The organism is Anaerotardibacter muris, assembly GCF_943192915.1.
GTDB classification, from domain to species: domain Bacteria; phylum Actinomycetota; class Coriobacteriia; order Coriobacteriales; family Eggerthellaceae; genus Anaerotardibacter; species Anaerotardibacter muris.
In genome coordinates, this window is sequence record NZ_CALPCD010000003.1 from 124,752 (window position 1) to 139,704 (window position 14,953).

Below are 14,953 nucleotides of genomic sequence, written 5' to 3' on the forward strand. Positions count from 1 at the left end.
AACCATATAAGTAGATTCCTTGCCGATGGCGTTTTTGTTCTGTGTAGGATTAGCACTCTCATCTCTACATTGCTAAAATGCCTTGTAACGAAAGGAGGAACGTGCTCTCAGACCGCCGACAGATCGTGCTCAAGATGCTCATCAATGAGTATATCGCTCATGCGCTTCCTATTGGTTCGCGTACGCTGATCGATCGCTATCAGCTCGACATCAGCTCGGCGACCGTACGTAACGAGCTCTCACATCTTGAAGATGCGGGTTACCTCACGTCTCCGCACACTTCCGCTGGGCGCGTTCCTACCGATTTCGGTTATCGAACCTTCGTTGATGATCTGCTCGAGAACCTTCCCGATTCCCCTGATCCAGCGATCCTGCGCGAATTGTATCAAGATGCTTCTGAATTGGATGATCTACTCGATAAGACCTCTCAGGTGCTCGCGCGATTCACGAACTGTTTGACCATGATCGTTCCGAATACGCTCACCAATGTTGCGATTTCGCGCATCACCTTGGTCATGGTCTCCACCTCGCGTCTGGTCGCGATCATCGTAAGCGAAGATGGCACGGTGTTCGACCAGGCGATCGATACCACTGAAGCTATTACCCCTGAACATGTGGCAGCGATCGAGACCGCATTGAACGAACTTTACGCAGGGGTGACCATCGCAGCCGATGCTGCAACATCATCCGAGCAAAACTCGATGCGCACGATGGCTTCGCTCAACGAGATGCGAAAAGATCCGCTCTTCCTTCTGGTAGAACAAGAGGTTCTTTCATGCTGCGCTCATCAAAAGACACAGCATGCTCATACGCTTGGTCTTTCGCGCCTGCTCGATCAGCCTGAATTCAGCGATTCATCTCGTCTTTCTCCTGTGGTCGAAAAGCTAGAGGACGAAACGATCCTCTTCCATTTGATGAACGATGCGCCTGAGAGCGATCTGCCTATCGTACGCATCGGACACGAGAATCCCGCCTCTGAGCTTTCTGCGATCTCGGTAGTAGCAACCCCGTATTCGTCAGGCACACAACGAGGCATGATCGCGGTCATCGGCCCTACACGCATGAATTATGAACAAGCGATCAAGGCGGTTCGTGCCGCCAAGACGCTCCTGCAAGACTCATAAGCCACGAATACGAACGAAGAACAGAAAGAACACTCCATGGCTCAAGACCTCTACGAAATCCTCGAAGTTGACAAGAATGCTAGCGATGATGAGATCAAGCGCGCCTTCCGAAAAAAAGCGCGTACGCTCCATCCTGACGTGAACAAGAGCCCTGATGCGGAAGATCGCTTCAAAGAGCTCAATGAAGCATACGATGTCCTGAGTGACCCTTCCAAGCGAAACCACTATGATCGCTATGGTACGGTCCCTGGCGCGGCCAGTGGGCCTGGTGCTGGTTATGTCGACCTGGAAGACCTCTTCGGTGGAGGTTTTGGCATGGGGGATCTGTTCAGCTCCTTCTTCGGTGGCGGCATGGGCCGTTCTGCCAACGTGCGTCGAGAAGGTCGCGATATGGGCGTAGGTCTTACGCTCACGCTTGAAGAAGTGGCCGCTGGTGTGAAGAAAGAGATCATCTATGATCGCCTTGCACCGTGTCCTGAATGCGATGGCACGGGCTTGGGTGAAGACGGCGAAGAGATCACGTGTCCGGAATGCGATGGCACTGGTCGTGTAGTAACGGTGCAGCATACCTTCTTAGGTGACATGCAATCCGCTACCACCTGCCCGAATTGCCAGGGTTCAGGTGTGGTCATCGAAAACCCCTGCCCTGAATGCGATGGGCAAGGTCGCGTTCCTGACCGTCAACGTCTTTCAGTTGAGATCCCTGCGGGCATCCATGACGGACAGCAGCTGCGTATGAGCGGGTATGGAGAAGCGGGTATTCGCGGTGCGGAATCGGGCGATCTGATCGTTACGTGCAGGATCGAACCTAATGAATATTTCCGCCGTGAAGGCAACGACCTGCATGTGACCACGGTCATATCCATGGTTCAGGCTGCTCTTGGTGCAGATATCGAGATCGATGGTATCTTCGAAGATGAAGTTGTCCAGATCAAGGTTCCGAAAGGCTGCCAATATGGACAGGTCGTGAAAGTGAAGAACCATGGCATGCCCAAATATGGCAGCGATGCTCGCGGTGACCTCTATGCTCATATCGAAGTAGAGATTCCCAAGCGTCTATCCAAACGCGAACGCGAATTGCTCGAAGAGCTTGCTGAAGAGATGGGCGAGGACTTCGCTGAAGCACGCACACCACTCAAGAAGCTTCGTAATATGTTCAACTAGTTAGTGCACCCATGTCCCTTCATCAGCTCTTTTGTTCAAATCCATCTTTAGAAGCCGAAACACATGACTCGTTTCAGCTTCAGCTCGATCCTGATGATCGCAAGCACGTAAAGGCATTGCGTCTTGAAGTGGGCGAACACATTGCCGTTGTGGATAAGAGTAGTGATTATTTCGAGGTCGAGATCGTTGATATTCGTGACGGGGAGCTGTGGGTAAGGATCGCGCAGCATCTTGACCAGCCTCGCAACAACGCGTGCGTCTATCTGGTCCAAGGTTTAGCCAAGGGCGAGAAGATGGATACCGTGCTTCGTCAGGCTACCGAGCTTGGCATAGCAGGCTTCGTGCCTACGGTGATGGATCGCAGCATCGTGCAGCTCGACCAAAAGAAAGCAGAGAAGCGCGCGCTGCGCTTTGCATCCATTGCTCGTAATGCGAGCATGCAGTCGGGGCGCACTTCGCTTCCTGAAGTGTTCCCGTTCCTTGAGCTTTCTCAGATTGTCGACCAGTGGCGATCCGATGATGCTGTCCTTCTCTTTTGGGAAGAAGCTCCGCTTGAACAGGGGGTCGTTGAACTCTTTTCGGACCATGAAACAGCAAAGACGCTCGTAGGTGCTTCGCGCATCTGGATCGTTATCGGTCCAGAAGGTGGCATAGCGCCAGACGAGGTAGACCGTATCGAACAGAGCACTGCTCGCGTATTCATGGTCTCGCTTGGACCCACGATCCTTCGCACTGAAACTGCTGGCGTGGTCTCATGTGCGCTCGTACTTAGCCAGCTGCGCGCGCTTACGCAAGACAAAGCCCAAGGATAGCAACCATGAAGTTTCATGTCGTGAACCTTGGCTGTAAGGTGAACAAAGCAGAATCCGATGCCATCACGGCTAACCTGCTCGCTCAAGGCAATAGTCTCGTAGGCGAAGAAGAGGCCGATACCATCATCATCAACACATGCACCGTGACTGGCGATGCCGAGAAGAAGACCCGCAAAGCGGTTCGACACGCTCTTCGCGAGAATCTTCATGCTTCAGTGATCGTGACAGGTTGCGCTGCTGTCATCGATCCAGGATTCTATCAAGGACTTGATCCGCGCATCAGCGTTGTTCAAAAGGACAAGCTCACTCGCGGTAGCGATGCCTTACGCGTAGGAGAGCTGTTTCCGCAGCGCGTTTCAGTCAAGGTGCAGGATGGTTGCAACCATGCTTGTACGTATTGCATCGTCCATATCGCACGCGGCAAGGCATGGTCACGCCCGCTAGACGAGATACGTAGCGAGGTGCGAGCGCTCGAAGCTGCTGGTATCCATGAAGTGATGCTCTCAGGGATCGACCTGGGTTCATATAGCTACGAATCTAGTCACCTTGACGATCTGCTCGAGCTGTTGCTTGAGAGCACGGATGAAATGCGCTTCCGTATCTCATCCATCGAACCATGCTCGATCAGCGATCGCACCATCGATCTGATGGCAAATGCCCAAGGACGTATCTGCCGACATCTTCACGTGCCACTCCAGGCGGGTTCGAGCAAGGTGCTCTCCGAGATGAACAGACCCTATAACGCTGCATTCTATGGCAAATTGGTCGATCGACTCTACGCCGCAATGCCTGAGCTTTCGCTTTCCACTGACATCATCGTCGGATTCCCAGGAGAGACCGACGATGATTATCACGAGACCCTCAAGATGGCGAAGCATGCTCGCTTCTCGAAGATCCATGCTTTTCGTTATTCCATGCGTGAGGGAACTCCAGCAGCTGCGCGTAGCGATCAGATCGACCCACGAATAAAGGAGCAGCGCCTACGAACACTGTTCGATCTTGCCGATGAGCTGCGCTTACGTGATGCCCAACGACGTATCGGCACGATCGAAGAGATCCTCATCGAACAGCCCGGGATCGGCACGAGCGAATCCTATTTTCGTGTCGAGGTTCCTGCCGATCTTCAAGTTGGCAGCCTCGTGCCCCTTTCCTTAACAGCAGTCGATTCATCTTGTATCATGAGAGCATGAGTGAACTTACCAAACAGACCATCAATCTGAACAACCATACCGTGCTCGCATCGTTGCTTGGCGCAGGGGATGAGAATCTCCGCTTCATCCAAGATGCCTTCCAGTCGCGCATCACGGTACGAGGCACTTCTATCGAGATCGAGGGATCGCCCATCGAAGTGAGCTCTATCACAACGCTCGTATCTGATCTGCTATCCGACATCGAGCAAGGCAGCGATCCCGATATCGAATCGATCAAGCGCGCGCTCGCGCTGCTCCATGAAGGCGAATATGCACCCAAGGAACTCCATAACGATGTGGTGCTCTCTTATAAAGGGCGTGTCATCAGGCCGAAGACGCCTATGCAAAAGGAATACCTGGACTACATCCGCCAAAAGATCATCACGTTCGGTATCGGTCCTGCTGGCACAGGTAAGACCTATCTTGCTATGGCTATGGCCATTGCGGCGCTCAATCGAAAAGAGGTGGGCCGTCTATTGCTCACGCGTCCTGTCGTCGAGGCGGGGGAGAACCTAGGCTTCTTGCCTGGTACGCTCACGGAGAAGATCGACCCCTATATCCGGCCGCTCTATGACGCGCTCTTCGACATGATGGACCCCGTCCGCGCCAACAAGCTCATCGCTGATGGTGTCATCGAGATAGCTCCGCTCGCGTTCATGCGCGGTCGTACCCTGAACGACAGCTTCATCATCCTTGATGAGGCGCAGAATACCACGCCTCAACAGATGAAGATGTTCATCACGCGTTTGGGCATGGGTTCGAAGATGGTCATCACGGGTGATATCACACAGACAGACCTACCCAAGGGCATATCAGGTCTCAAGACCGTGCGCCAAGTGCTCGAAGGTATCGATGAGATCGGCTTCATCGAATTCCACAACCGTGATGTGGTGCGCAATTCCCTCGTTTCCAAGATCATCGCTGCCTACGCTCAGGCCGAAGCGAAGAACCTGCGACTCTAAGGCACTGGTATGGATATCGCTCTTCGAATCGACCATGGAAAGCAGCAGCTCAACGCGTTACCCCTTAAAGCGCTCGCGCAATATGTGCTGACCGAGTTGAACTACCCACAGAACACGAGCGTATCGATCACTTTCGTAGACAATGATCGCATCCACGAATTGAATCGCGACTATCGCGGTATGGATAAGCCTACCGATGTGCTCTCCTTCGAATGTGACAATGTCCCTTTCGAAGACGAGTCCCTTGAGGAAGTTGCTGAATATGAGCTGGGGGATGTGATCATCGCTACCGATGTTGCCGTGGCGCAGACTGAAGAATTCGGCACTTCGCTCGAAGAAGAGGTGAGCCTCTTGCTCACCCATGGGCTGCTCCACCTTTGCGGCTATGATCATATCGAAGATGCTGAAGCCGAAGAGATGGAAGCTTTAGAGGACCAGCTGCTCAAAGCCTGGTTCGGCGGTATCCGTCCAGCATCGGATGCGATGCAGACCGAAAAGGACGCTTAGCTCTATGACCATGCCTGACGATAATAAGAAGTTCACCTTCATCGATGCGGTCCGTTGCGCGCTCAAGGGCGTGGCTCTTGCGAGCAAGGAGCGCAATTTCCGTATCGATATGGTCTTCGCGCTGTTCACTATCGTACTTGGTCTTATTTGCAGCATCAGCACGCTCGAGTGGCTCGTCGTGTTGGTCTGCTTCGGACTTGTCCTGGGTGGAGAAGCCTTCAATACCGCTATCGAGCATATCGTTGACCTGGTCAGTCCTGAATATCACGTACTTGCAGGTAAAGCGAAGGATTGTGCTGCAGGAGCCGTATTACTCTTCGCTATAGCAGCATTCGTTGTTGGCTGCATCATCTTCATTCCGAAATTGCTAGCCCTTCTCTTTGGAGCGTAGTCTCATGGATAACAAGGATTTCAGATCAGGTTTCGTCACGTTGCTCGGACGCCCGAATGCAGGCAAATCAACGCTGCTCAATGCCATCATGGATCAAAAATACGCCATCGCTTCTCCCACCGCACAGACCACACGCCATCGTTTTCGTGCGATCAAGACCACGGACGATTATCAACTCATCATCGTGGATACGCCTGGCGTCCACAAACCCCATGATGCGCTTGGTGAAGAGCTGAACACTACTGCATTGAAGTCGCTCGAAGGCATCGATGTGATCGCGTTCCTACTCGATGCTCACGAGCCACTTGGACGAGGGGATGAATGGGTCATCACGCAGCTCAAGGCGGTCAAGAACACTCCGAAGATCTTGGTCATATCCAAATCTGACCTCGCCACCGAAGACCAGATCGAAGCACAGATCGCCAAAGCGAACGAACTTATGGAGTGGGATGACACTATCGTGCTCAGTGCAGTCACTGGTTATCATGTGGACGAATTCATAGATACCGTCGTCTCTTATCTACCTGAAGGACCACTATGGTTCCCTGCAGATATGCAGACCGATCAGCCACAAGAGGTCATCATCGCCGAGTTCATCCGCGAGAAGATCCTCTTCACCGTCCACGATGAAGTTCCTCATGCTATCGGTGTTGTAGTGGATGAGATGAGCTACGACCGCAAGAAGGATCTGTATCGTATCTTCGCCACCATCTATGTCGAGCGCGATTCTCAAAAGGGGATCTTGGTAGGGAAGGGCGGTCGCACCATCAAGCATATCGGCATCGAAGCGCGCAAGGATCTGGAATCCTTATTGGGCACGAAGGTGTTCCTCGATCTGCAGGTGAAAGTTAAGAAGAACTGGCGTCGCGATCTTAATCTGATTCGTCGCTTCGGGTATGGCGAAGGCGCCTAGGGTCCTGTGGCTTCTCCTACCGAGACCATCACTGCGCTCGTATTGAGACGTACCAAGCTAGGCGAAAGCGACGTTATCGTCACGCTGCTCACTAAAGATGGCTCACTACGCAAAGCAGTAGCGAAAGGCGCACGAAAGCCCACATCAAGCTTTGCTTCCAGGCTGGAATTGTTCTCGGTGGCAACGCTGCTGCTCGCTCAAGGCCGCTCGCTTGACATCGTGAAAGAAGCGCGCCTTATCGAGGGCAATAGCGACCTGCGCAGCGATTTCATCCTCTCGAGCGCTGCTTCTCCTTTGGTCGAGCTCCTGAGCAAAGCAACGTTCGAAGACCAACCAACACCGCGACTGTTCGACCTGGCTGTCCGCTCGCTCAAGAGTCTTGGTGAGACTCATGAAAACCCACTCACTATCACACTTGCCGCACTCTTGAAGACCCTTGCATTCCTTGGTTTTCGTCCCACCTTCCAAGAGTGCATCGAATGTGGAAGCGCTCTTGATCTGGCCCATCAAGGGGTTCAATCTCTTTCCTATTTCGATGGTGGATCGGTCTGTTCTCAGTGCACTCCTCACCATGAGACCACTCTTCTAGACGCTCAGATGCTCCTGTGGTGTCATGTGCTGCTCTATTCCACGCTCGACGAAGTCTGCACCTTTCAGATCCCCGACCAAACGCTTGCAAGCGCGTTTCGCTTCGTGAACGAATGGATCAACCTTCACCTTGGCATCCGCATGCGCTCGATCACCTTCCTATTCAAGAACATCCTCCCTATGAGCTAAATGCTGTGCACAATCATCGGGGATGCAGGGGGTAGGGTCGTAGATTCACCCTGAACACTAGATCGAAAAGATAGGACCAGCTGAAAGCTGGTTCGCATAAAAATACTGGAGAGCGTCCCCAATCATGAGCAGGGTAGCGGGTAAATTATCCACCCTTACCCTGCAGCCGCAGCACCCCAAAAGATTTTCTTGCTAATGTGCCGTTCGCGTGAATTTGGGTTGTTCGTGCTGGACGTTATATATACAATAGAGCGGCTGTGAAAACAGTGGCTTGGTACTTAGCTCATATGCACCACCGCTTATGGGCTCAGTTCGCAAGGCATGAAACGAAGAAAGGTGGAAATCATGGCAAACAAGGACAGCATCTCCAAAGAGCGTACTGCAGAGCTCATCGCAGAGTACGGCAAGAACGCTCAGGACTCCGGCAGCGCAGAGGTTCAGGTGGCTATCCTCACCGAGCGTATCCGCAACCTCACCGAGCATCTGAAAGAGCATCCTAAGGATCATCACACTCGTCGCGGCTTGCTCATGTTGGTTGGTAAGCGCCGTCGTCTTTTGGTCTACATCAAGAATCGCGACATTCTCGAGTATCGTGAACTCATCAAGAAGCTCGGTATCCGCGACAACATCTAGTCTTAGTCCTAGCATCACTAGCCCGCGTTTCGCGGGCTTTTGTGTATAAGCGGTCGGCATCGTAGAGACGATGCTGCTCGTGTGTTCTTCCGAACACGAAGAAGCTTCATCGCAATACGGCATGAAGGAAGAAGGAAGAGAAAGAATATGAAGAAAATCACCAAGACCTTCGAACTCTACGGCAAAGAGTACTCGATCTCGACAGGCGAGCTTGCTAAGCAGGCATCTGGTGCGGTCGTTGTCACTCAGGGCGACACTACAGTGCTGGTCACTGCAGTCATCTCCGACTCTGAGAAGGACTTCGACTTCTTCCCGCTCACCGTCGACTTCATCGAGAAGATGTATGCGGTCGGTCGCATTCCTGGCGGTTACCTCAAGCGTGAGGCAAAGCCTTCTGACCACGGCATCCTCACTGCTCGTATGATCGACCGTCCGATCCGTCCTGGCTTCGCTGATGGCTTCAAGCAGGAAGTTCACATCGTCGCAACCCCGCTCGTGCTCGATGGCGAGAATCTACCTGATACCATCTCAGTCATGGGTGCATCCGCTGCGCTCATGTGCGCGAGCGCTCCCTTCGATGGTCCAGCAGCTTGCGTACGCATCGGCCGCAATGTTGAGACTGGCGAATTCATCGTGAATCCTACCCTCGAAGAGGATGAGAATTCCGATCTGGAACTGACCATCGCTGGTACTGCAGACTATATCTCCATGGTCGAAGCAGGCGCGAAAGAGATCTCTGAAGACGACATGTTGGCTGCTATGACCTTTGGTCAGGAAGCTATCAAAGCATTCTGCGAGCAGCAGAGCGCATTCCTTGCTGAAGTTGCTCCCGAACCCAAGGAATGGCCTGTTCATGTTGCTGATCCTTCGATCGCTGAGCGTGTTGACAAGTTCTTCGATCAGATGAGTGCAGCACTCAAGGATGCCGACAAGCATGCTCGCATGGCTAAGGTCGACGAATTGAAGGCTTCCATCAAGGAAAACGAATTCACCGAAGAAGAACGCGCTGCTTGGGGCTCCGATATCGCCGCTGCACTGAAATCACTTGAGAAGCACGCGATGCGCGCTATGGTCATCGAGACGGGTGAACGCGCTGACGGCCGTAGCTCTACCGAGATCCGCCCGCTGCACATCGTAGCAGGCTATCTACCGCGTGTTCATGGTTCTGGTCTGTTCCAGCGCGGTCAGACCCAGGCACTTTCCGTATGTACACTCGGTATGCTCAACGAATGGCAGCGCCTTGACACCATTTGGCCCGAAGAAGGCAAGCGCTATATGCACCAGTACAACTTCCCGCCCTATTGCACCGGTGAAGTAGGCCGCATGGGCGCTCCTAAGCGTCGCGAGATCGGTCATGGCGCGCTCGCAGAACGCGCTATCCTTCCAGTTCTTCCCGATGAGGACGAATTCCCTTATGCTATCCGCGTCGTTTCCGAGGTGCTCGAATCGAACGGCTCTTCATCCATGGCTTCTACCTGCGGTTCTACGCTCGCTCTGATGGATGCTGGTGTACCTATCAAGGCTCCCGTTGCTGGTATCGCCATGGGTCTTATCAAGGAAGGCGATGATATCGTCATCCTCTCCGACATCCAGGGTCTTGAAGACTTCCTGGGCGACATGGACTTCAAGGTCTGCGGTACCGCTAAGGGCATCACCGCATTGCAGATGGACAACAAGGCTCGCGGTCTTTCTGTTGACATCCTTGCTCGCGCGCTCAATCAGGCTAAAGAAGGCCGTGCATTCATCATGAATGCCATGCTCGAAGCTATCGCAGAGCCACGCGCTGAACTTTCTCCCTACGCACCTCATATCGAGACCATCCATATCCCGGTCGACAAGATCCGTGACGTCATCGGTGCAGGTGGTAAGGTCATTCGTGGTCTTCAGGAAGAAACGGGTGCCACCATCGAGATCCAAGAAGACGGTACGGTCCATATCGCTTCTACCAACGCCGAAAGCGGCGACGCTGCACGCGAAGCCATCCTTGGCATCGTGAAGGTTCCCGAGGTAGGGGAGATCTACGAAGGCGAGGTTGTTGGCATCAAGGACTTCGGCGCTTTCATCCGCCTTACTCCGGGCAAGGACGGCCTGCTCCATATCTCTCGCATGGCGAATGGTCGTGTAGCTAAGGTCGAAGATGTCATGAACATCGGCGACACCGTACGCGTTGAAGTGATCGAGGTGGGCGACAATGGCAAGATCTCACTCGACCGCTTGGACAAGCCCGACGTTAAGAGTGACGCTCCCCGTGGCGACCATAACGGCAACAAGAGCAACGATCGCAAGCCCCGTCGCCGTCATAACTAAGCACGAACTTCTCTAGCTTCTGCTCATCAAAGCCCCTTGCACGCGTCAAGGGGCTTTTTGTTGTGTTCGTCTAGTAAAACCCCTGCGCGGATCATCGTTTGTTCGTAAATGGACTAAACTAATACCATCAACTTCACACTACAGAAGTCTCCAGTGAAGGAGCAATGCAATGTATAGCTTCAAAACCTCAGGCACCTGTGCACGAACCATCGACTTCGATATCGATGACGCAGGCATCATCACCGCTGTTTCATTCCAGGGCGGATGCAATGGCAATCTTCAGGGCATCTCACGTTTGGTGGTCGGTCGCCCAGCAACCGAGGTCATCGAGACCTTGAAGGGTATCACCTGCGGGAACAAGTCGACCAGCTGTCCCGATCAGCTCTCCATCGCACTCGAAGAAGCATTGAACGCACTTTAAGCGTGCTCGCATCAAAAGGAAGGTTATCCATGATCAACGTAGCAGTAGCAGGGTATTCAGGACGCATGGGATCGGCGGTCGTCGATGCGGTCACTGAAGCAGACGGCATGCAGGTCATCTGCGGTATCGATCCATATATGACCGATCAACCCTTTGCGGTCTACCGAACCATCGATGAAGCCATCGAAGAATCCCAGATCGACGTGCTCGTCGATTTTACCCAGCCTGATGTAGTGGCAAAGACGCTCGAGCGCGCCCTGCCCGCGGGGGTCGATTGCGTGGTAGGCACCACTGGCATGACCAACGACACGCTCCAAGCCTTGGCTGATTCCGCTGCTGAAGGCACCTGCCTGTTCTATGCACCGAACTTCACCACAGGTGCTGTATTGATGATGGAATTCGCGAAGGCAGCAGCACCTTATTTCCCAGAAGCCGAAGTGATCGAGTTCCATCACTGCAATAAGAAGGATGCTCCGAGCGGCACCGCTATCCGCACTGCAGAGATCATCCAAGAAGCACGTGGTCGCAATAGCGAAGCACCTGGTAAGGAAACCGAGAACGCGGGCTGCGAAGGCGCTCGCGGCGCGCTCGTGGCAGGAGTTCCCGTGCATTCGGTTCGTTCGATGGGTTATGTTGCCTCTCAAGAGGTCATCTTCGGCTCGATGGGGCAGACCCTTACCATCAAGCACGATTCATGGGATCGCACCTCGTACATGCCTGGTGTCATCCTTGGTATTCGCAGCGTTGGTGAACTAAGCGGTCTTATTGTCGGTTTAGAGAACTTTATGTAAGACCAACGGCAACTCGTGCGATAATGAGAAAAGATTTCTCAGGCACGTTGAGCTACACACGTTGAATGCGGTCACAGGGCCGCGTGGTTAGGAGAAGAGATGTCAGCAGCAACAGAGCCTCGTTTCGGACGCATGATCCCGGCAATGGTCACTCCTTTCGATCAGAACCTGGAACTTGACCTGAAACAAGCTCGTGCGCTCGCTCGTCGCCTGGTCGATGGGGGAGCTGATGCGCTCATCATCAATGGCACCACAGGCGAAAGCCCCACGGTCTTCTATCCTCAGAAGATGCAGCTCTTCGAAGCGGTCGTGGGCGAGATCGATGGCCAGGTTCCCGTCATCGCCAACGTTGGAGATAATTGCACTGCTGATACGGTGGATTTCGCACGTGATGTACAGAAGCTCGGAGTCGACGGTTTCATGCTGGTGGTACCGTATTACAACAAGCCTCCTCAAGAAGGCTTGTATCAGCATTTCAAGACCATCGCGAATGCGGTCGATCTTCCCTGCATCCTTTACAATATCCCGGGTCGTTGCGTTATCAATATGACCGCTGAGACCACCCTTCGTCTTGCCAATGATGTAGAGAACATCGTGGCCATCAAGGAAGCGTCAGGTGATCTAGAACAGGTTGCCACCATCATCGAAAATGCTCCCGCAGGTTTCGATGTCTACTCAGGAGACGATGCGCTCACCTACGACATGATGAAGCTCGGTGGCGCTGGCGTTATCTCCACTATCGGCAACGTTGCACCAGCACGCATGAAAGAGATCGTCGATCTGTGTGCAGCTGGTAATTTCGAAGCTGCAGCGCAAGCTAACGAAGCGTTGATGCCACTCATGGACGAGCTGTTCATCACCTCGAATCCCATCATGGTCAAAGAAGCGCTCAACTTGCTCGGATTCCCTGTTGGTGGCGTACGCTTGCCGCTCGTCAATGCCACACCTGAACAGTCGGCAGAATTGGAAGAAGTAATGCGCCAAGTAGGCGTATTGGAATAATCGCTATCGAAAAACAAGCCCTTCATCAGCCATAAGAGGGGAGTCACTTGTTTAGAAATGAGAGGAAATGGCGCAAGAGAAGACAGAATCGAAGAACCAGAAGAAACGCAACAATGAAACTGTCAAGCACGTTCAGCTTGAACGAAAGCGCCCCAAGCTTTCAAAAGTAAACGACTCTAAACAGAGCAACAACAATAACAGCAAGAAGAAGCCGCGCCGTCGTAAGCCGGCTCAGGAAAAGCGCGACCCTAAAGCAGTACTGCGCATCATTCCTTTGGGCGGTCTTGATGCTATCGGTAAGAACATGACCGTGTTCGAGTGCAAGAATGACATGGTGCTCGATGACGCAGGTCTGATGTTCCCTGACGACGACCATCCTGGCATCGACCTTATCTTGCCCGACTATACCTATGTGCTTGAAAATGCTGACAAGCTTCGCGGCATCATCATCACGCACGGGCACGAAGACCACACTGGCGCGTTGCCGTATCTTTTGAAGGACCTGGACCGTCAGGTGCCTATCTATGCTACCAAGCTCACGCTCGGACTTATCGAAGGCAAGCTGAAGGAACACAAGATCAAGAACGCCAAGCTTTGCGAAGTGAAGCCTGGCCAGGTCATCGATCTTGGTTGCATCAAGGCTGAATTCTTCTCGGTGAACCATTCGATCCCCGATGCGGTAGGCGTGTTCTATCGCTCTCCTGCAGGCAACGTTTTGCACATGGGCGACTTCAAGCTCGACCAGTCTCCGATCGACGGCATCCAGACCGACTTCGCCGCCCTAGCGCGCTTCTCGAAAGAAGGCGTTGATCTGATGCTCTCTGACTCGACCAACGCTACCAACCCTAACTTCACACCCTCTGAGGCTGAAGTGGGCAAAGCTCTCGATACCATCATCTCGGGCGCTAAGGGTCGCGTGATCGTGGCCTCGTTCGCATCTCACATCCATCGTATGCAGCAGATCTGCGACGCGGCGGTCAAGAATGGTCGCAAGGTGGCAGTCACCGGCCGCTCCATGGTGCAGAACACTGACATCGCTCGTCGCTTGGGTTACTTGAATATCTCCGACAACGACATCATCGATGCTTATGACCTGAAAGGTATGCCACCTGATAGCTATGTGGTCATGTGCACTGGTTCGCAAGGCGAGCCGCTCTCGGCCCTTGCACGTATCGCTGGCGGCAACCATAAGACCATCTCCATCGAAGAAGGGGATACGGTCATCATCTCGGCAACGCCGGTTCCCGGTAATGAAAAGGCCGTTACTCGCGTGGTCAATTCTTTGGCGAAGATCGGTGCCGATGTGTACGATAAGTCGCGCGCTCGTGTCCATGTTTCTGGCCATGCTGGCGCCGAAGAGTTGAAATTGGTGCTCTCGATCGTACGTCCGCAGGCATTCTTGCCCGTTCATGGCGAAGCGACCCACCTGCGCGCCCATGCGAACCTTGCAAAGGACACGGGTGTTGAAGCAGAGAATATCTATATCTTGGAAAACGGCGAATCCATCGAACTGAGCCCCCAGGGAATCAAGATCGGAGAGGCGGTACCGAGCGGCATCGTCTTGGTAGATGGATTGAGCGTTGGAGATACCTCTGAGGCCGTGCTCCATGAGCGATCGAGCCTGGGCGCTCAAGGTGTTGCGAGCATCGCTTGCGCGATCGACCGATCGAAACATGAGCTCATCTCACCTGTTGTGGTCGAGATGCACGGCATCCCTGGCGGCGATGATCACGAGCTTGTGAAGGCTGTTCAGAATGCAGTTTCAAGCGCGATCAAGCGGTCGCTTTCCAAGCAAGAATCCTGGAAGGAAACGAAGAAAGTGGCACGTAGTGCGCTCCTTTCGGTACTGTGGGAGCGTACGAACCAAAGACCGCTGGTCATCGTGAACATCCTTGAGCTTTAGTCTATAATTCGATGAAGAACTAGTTAACGAAGAAACCTTACACGAACGCACTCTAA

Annotated in this window: 15 protein-coding genes; all 15 read left to right on the plus strand. The window is 53.3% G+C overall.

The window, feature by feature from the left end; genetic code table 11:
* Positions 1-101 precede the first annotated feature (101 nt).
* The 15 genes from hrcA to NFR25_RS03780 all read left to right on the plus strand — a co-directional run bounded on the left by hrcA (position 102) and on the right by NFR25_RS03780 (position 14,897).
* Positions 102-1,124 (plus strand): heat-inducible transcriptional repressor HrcA, encoded by a 1,023-nt coding sequence (gene hrcA / locus NFR25_RS03710; RefSeq protein ID WP_251197901.1) that lies wholly within the window; start codon positions 102-104, stop codon positions 1,122-1,124.
* A gap of 36 nt (positions 1,125-1,160) precedes the next feature.
* Positions 1,161-2,288 carry a molecular chaperone DnaJ gene (gene dnaJ, locus NFR25_RS03715; RefSeq protein WP_251197902.1) on the plus strand — a complete coding sequence of 376 codons (1,128 nt, stop codon included), beginning with the start codon at positions 1,161-1,163 and terminating at the stop codon, positions 2,286-2,288.
* Between the two features lie 11 nt (positions 2,289-2,299).
* Positions 2,300-3,100, plus strand: coding sequence for an RsmE family RNA methyltransferase (locus NFR25_RS03720; RefSeq protein WP_251197903.1), 801 nt, complete (start codon positions 2,300-2,302; stop codon positions 3,098-3,100).
* Positions 3,101-3,105: 5 nt separating this feature from the next.
* Positions 3,106-4,290, plus strand: a complete 1,185-nt coding sequence (locus NFR25_RS03725) for a MiaB/RimO family radical SAM methylthiotransferase (RefSeq protein ID WP_251197904.1) — start codon at positions 3,106-3,108, stop codon at positions 4,288-4,290.
* A complete protein-coding gene (locus NFR25_RS03730) occupies positions 4,287-5,252 on the plus strand; it encodes a PhoH family protein (protein WP_251197905.1) in 966 nt (321 codons plus the stop codon). The genes NFR25_RS03725 and NFR25_RS03730 overlap by 4 nt, the downstream gene beginning before the upstream one ends.
* A gap of 9 nt (positions 5,253-5,261) precedes the next feature.
* Positions 5,262-5,759, plus strand: a complete 498-nt coding sequence (ybeY, locus tag NFR25_RS03735) for an rRNA maturation RNase YbeY (protein WP_251197906.1) — start codon at positions 5,262-5,264, stop codon at positions 5,757-5,759.
* 4 nt (positions 5,760-5,763) lie between these two features.
* The gene (locus NFR25_RS03740) at positions 5,764-6,150 is read left to right on the plus strand and encodes a diacylglycerol kinase family protein (RefSeq protein ID WP_251197907.1); all 387 of its coding nucleotides are present in this window, start codon (positions 5,764-5,766) and stop codon (positions 6,148-6,150) included.
* A 4-nt stretch (positions 6,151-6,154) separates the two neighbouring features.
* Positions 6,155-7,063, plus strand: a complete 909-nt coding sequence (era, locus tag NFR25_RS03745; protein ID WP_251197908.1) for a GTPase Era — start codon at positions 6,155-6,157, stop codon at positions 7,061-7,063.
* A gap of 6 nt (positions 7,064-7,069) precedes the next feature.
* The gene (gene recO / locus NFR25_RS03750; RefSeq protein WP_251197909.1) at positions 7,070-7,840 is read left to right on the plus strand and encodes a DNA repair protein RecO; all 771 of its coding nucleotides are present in this window, start codon (positions 7,070-7,072) and stop codon (positions 7,838-7,840) included.
* A 345-nt stretch (positions 7,841-8,185) separates the two neighbouring features.
* Positions 8,186-8,473, plus strand: coding sequence for a 30S ribosomal protein S15 (gene rpsO / locus NFR25_RS03755; RefSeq protein WP_022363707.1), 288 nt, complete (start codon positions 8,186-8,188; stop codon positions 8,471-8,473).
* A gap of 147 nt (positions 8,474-8,620) precedes the next feature.
* Positions 8,621-10,780 carry a polyribonucleotide nucleotidyltransferase gene (locus tag NFR25_RS03760; RefSeq protein WP_251197910.1) on the plus strand — a complete coding sequence of 720 codons (2,160 nt, stop codon included), beginning with the start codon at positions 8,621-8,623 and terminating at the stop codon, positions 10,778-10,780.
* Positions 10,781-10,949: 169 nt separating this feature from the next.
* Entirely contained in the window at positions 10,950-11,201 is a 252-nt protein-coding gene (locus NFR25_RS03765) for a TIGR03905 family TSCPD domain-containing protein (RefSeq protein WP_251197911.1), read from the plus strand.
* A gap of 29 nt (positions 11,202-11,230) precedes the next feature.
* Positions 11,231-11,992, plus strand: coding sequence for a 4-hydroxy-tetrahydrodipicolinate reductase (gene dapB, locus NFR25_RS03770; protein ID WP_251197912.1), 762 nt, complete (start codon positions 11,231-11,233; stop codon positions 11,990-11,992).
* A 99-nt stretch (positions 11,993-12,091) separates the two neighbouring features.
* Positions 12,092-12,994: a 4-hydroxy-tetrahydrodipicolinate synthase gene (dapA, locus tag NFR25_RS03775; RefSeq protein ID WP_251197913.1), complete on the plus strand. Its 903-nt coding sequence runs from the start codon at positions 12,092-12,094 to the stop codon at positions 12,992-12,994.
* Positions 12,995-13,061: 67 nt separating this feature from the next.
* Positions 13,062-14,897: a ribonuclease J gene (locus NFR25_RS03780; RefSeq protein WP_251197914.1), complete on the plus strand. Its 1,836-nt coding sequence runs from the start codon at positions 13,062-13,064 to the stop codon at positions 14,895-14,897.
* Positions 14,898-14,953 lie beyond the last annotated feature (56 nt).

What these genes read in the sequence shown, in the direction of transcription:
- dnaJ (WP_251197902.1), top strand. Translation starts at nt 1,161, where the DNA reads ATGGCTCAAGACCTCTACGAAATCCTCGAAGTTGACAAGAATGCTAGC.
- NFR25_RS03720 (WP_251197903.1), top strand. Translation starts at nt 2,300, where the DNA reads ATGTCCCTTCATCAGCTCTTTTGTTCAAATCCATCTTTAGAAGCCGAA.
- NFR25_RS03725 (WP_251197904.1), top strand. Translation starts at nt 3,106, where the DNA reads ATGAAGTTTCATGTCGTGAACCTTGGCTGTAAGGTGAACAAAGCAGAA.
- NFR25_RS03730 (WP_251197905.1), top strand. Translation starts at nt 4,287, where the DNA reads ATGAGTGAACTTACCAAACAGACCATCAATCTGAACAACCATACCGTG.
- ybeY (WP_251197906.1), top strand. Translation starts at nt 5,262, where the DNA reads ATGGATATCGCTCTTCGAATCGACCATGGAAAGCAGCAGCTCAACGCG.
- NFR25_RS03740 (WP_251197907.1), top strand. Translation starts at nt 5,764, where the DNA reads ATGACCATGCCTGACGATAATAAGAAGTTCACCTTCATCGATGCGGTC.
- era (WP_251197908.1), top strand. Translation starts at nt 6,155, where the DNA reads ATGGATAACAAGGATTTCAGATCAGGTTTCGTCACGTTGCTCGGACGC.
- rpsO (WP_022363707.1), top strand. Translation starts at nt 8,186, where the DNA reads ATGGCAAACAAGGACAGCATCTCCAAAGAGCGTACTGCAGAGCTCATC.
- NFR25_RS03760 (WP_251197910.1), top strand. Translation starts at nt 8,621, where the DNA reads ATGAAGAAAATCACCAAGACCTTCGAACTCTACGGCAAAGAGTACTCG.
- NFR25_RS03765 (WP_251197911.1), top strand. Translation starts at nt 10,950, where the DNA reads ATGTATAGCTTCAAAACCTCAGGCACCTGTGCACGAACCATCGACTTC.
- dapB (WP_251197912.1), top strand. Translation starts at nt 11,231, where the DNA reads ATGATCAACGTAGCAGTAGCAGGGTATTCAGGACGCATGGGATCGGCG.
- dapA (WP_251197913.1), top strand. Translation starts at nt 12,092, where the DNA reads ATGTCAGCAGCAACAGAGCCTCGTTTCGGACGCATGATCCCGGCAATG.
- NFR25_RS03780 (WP_251197914.1), top strand. Translation starts at nt 13,062, where the DNA reads ATGGCGCAAGAGAAGACAGAATCGAAGAACCAGAAGAAACGCAACAAT.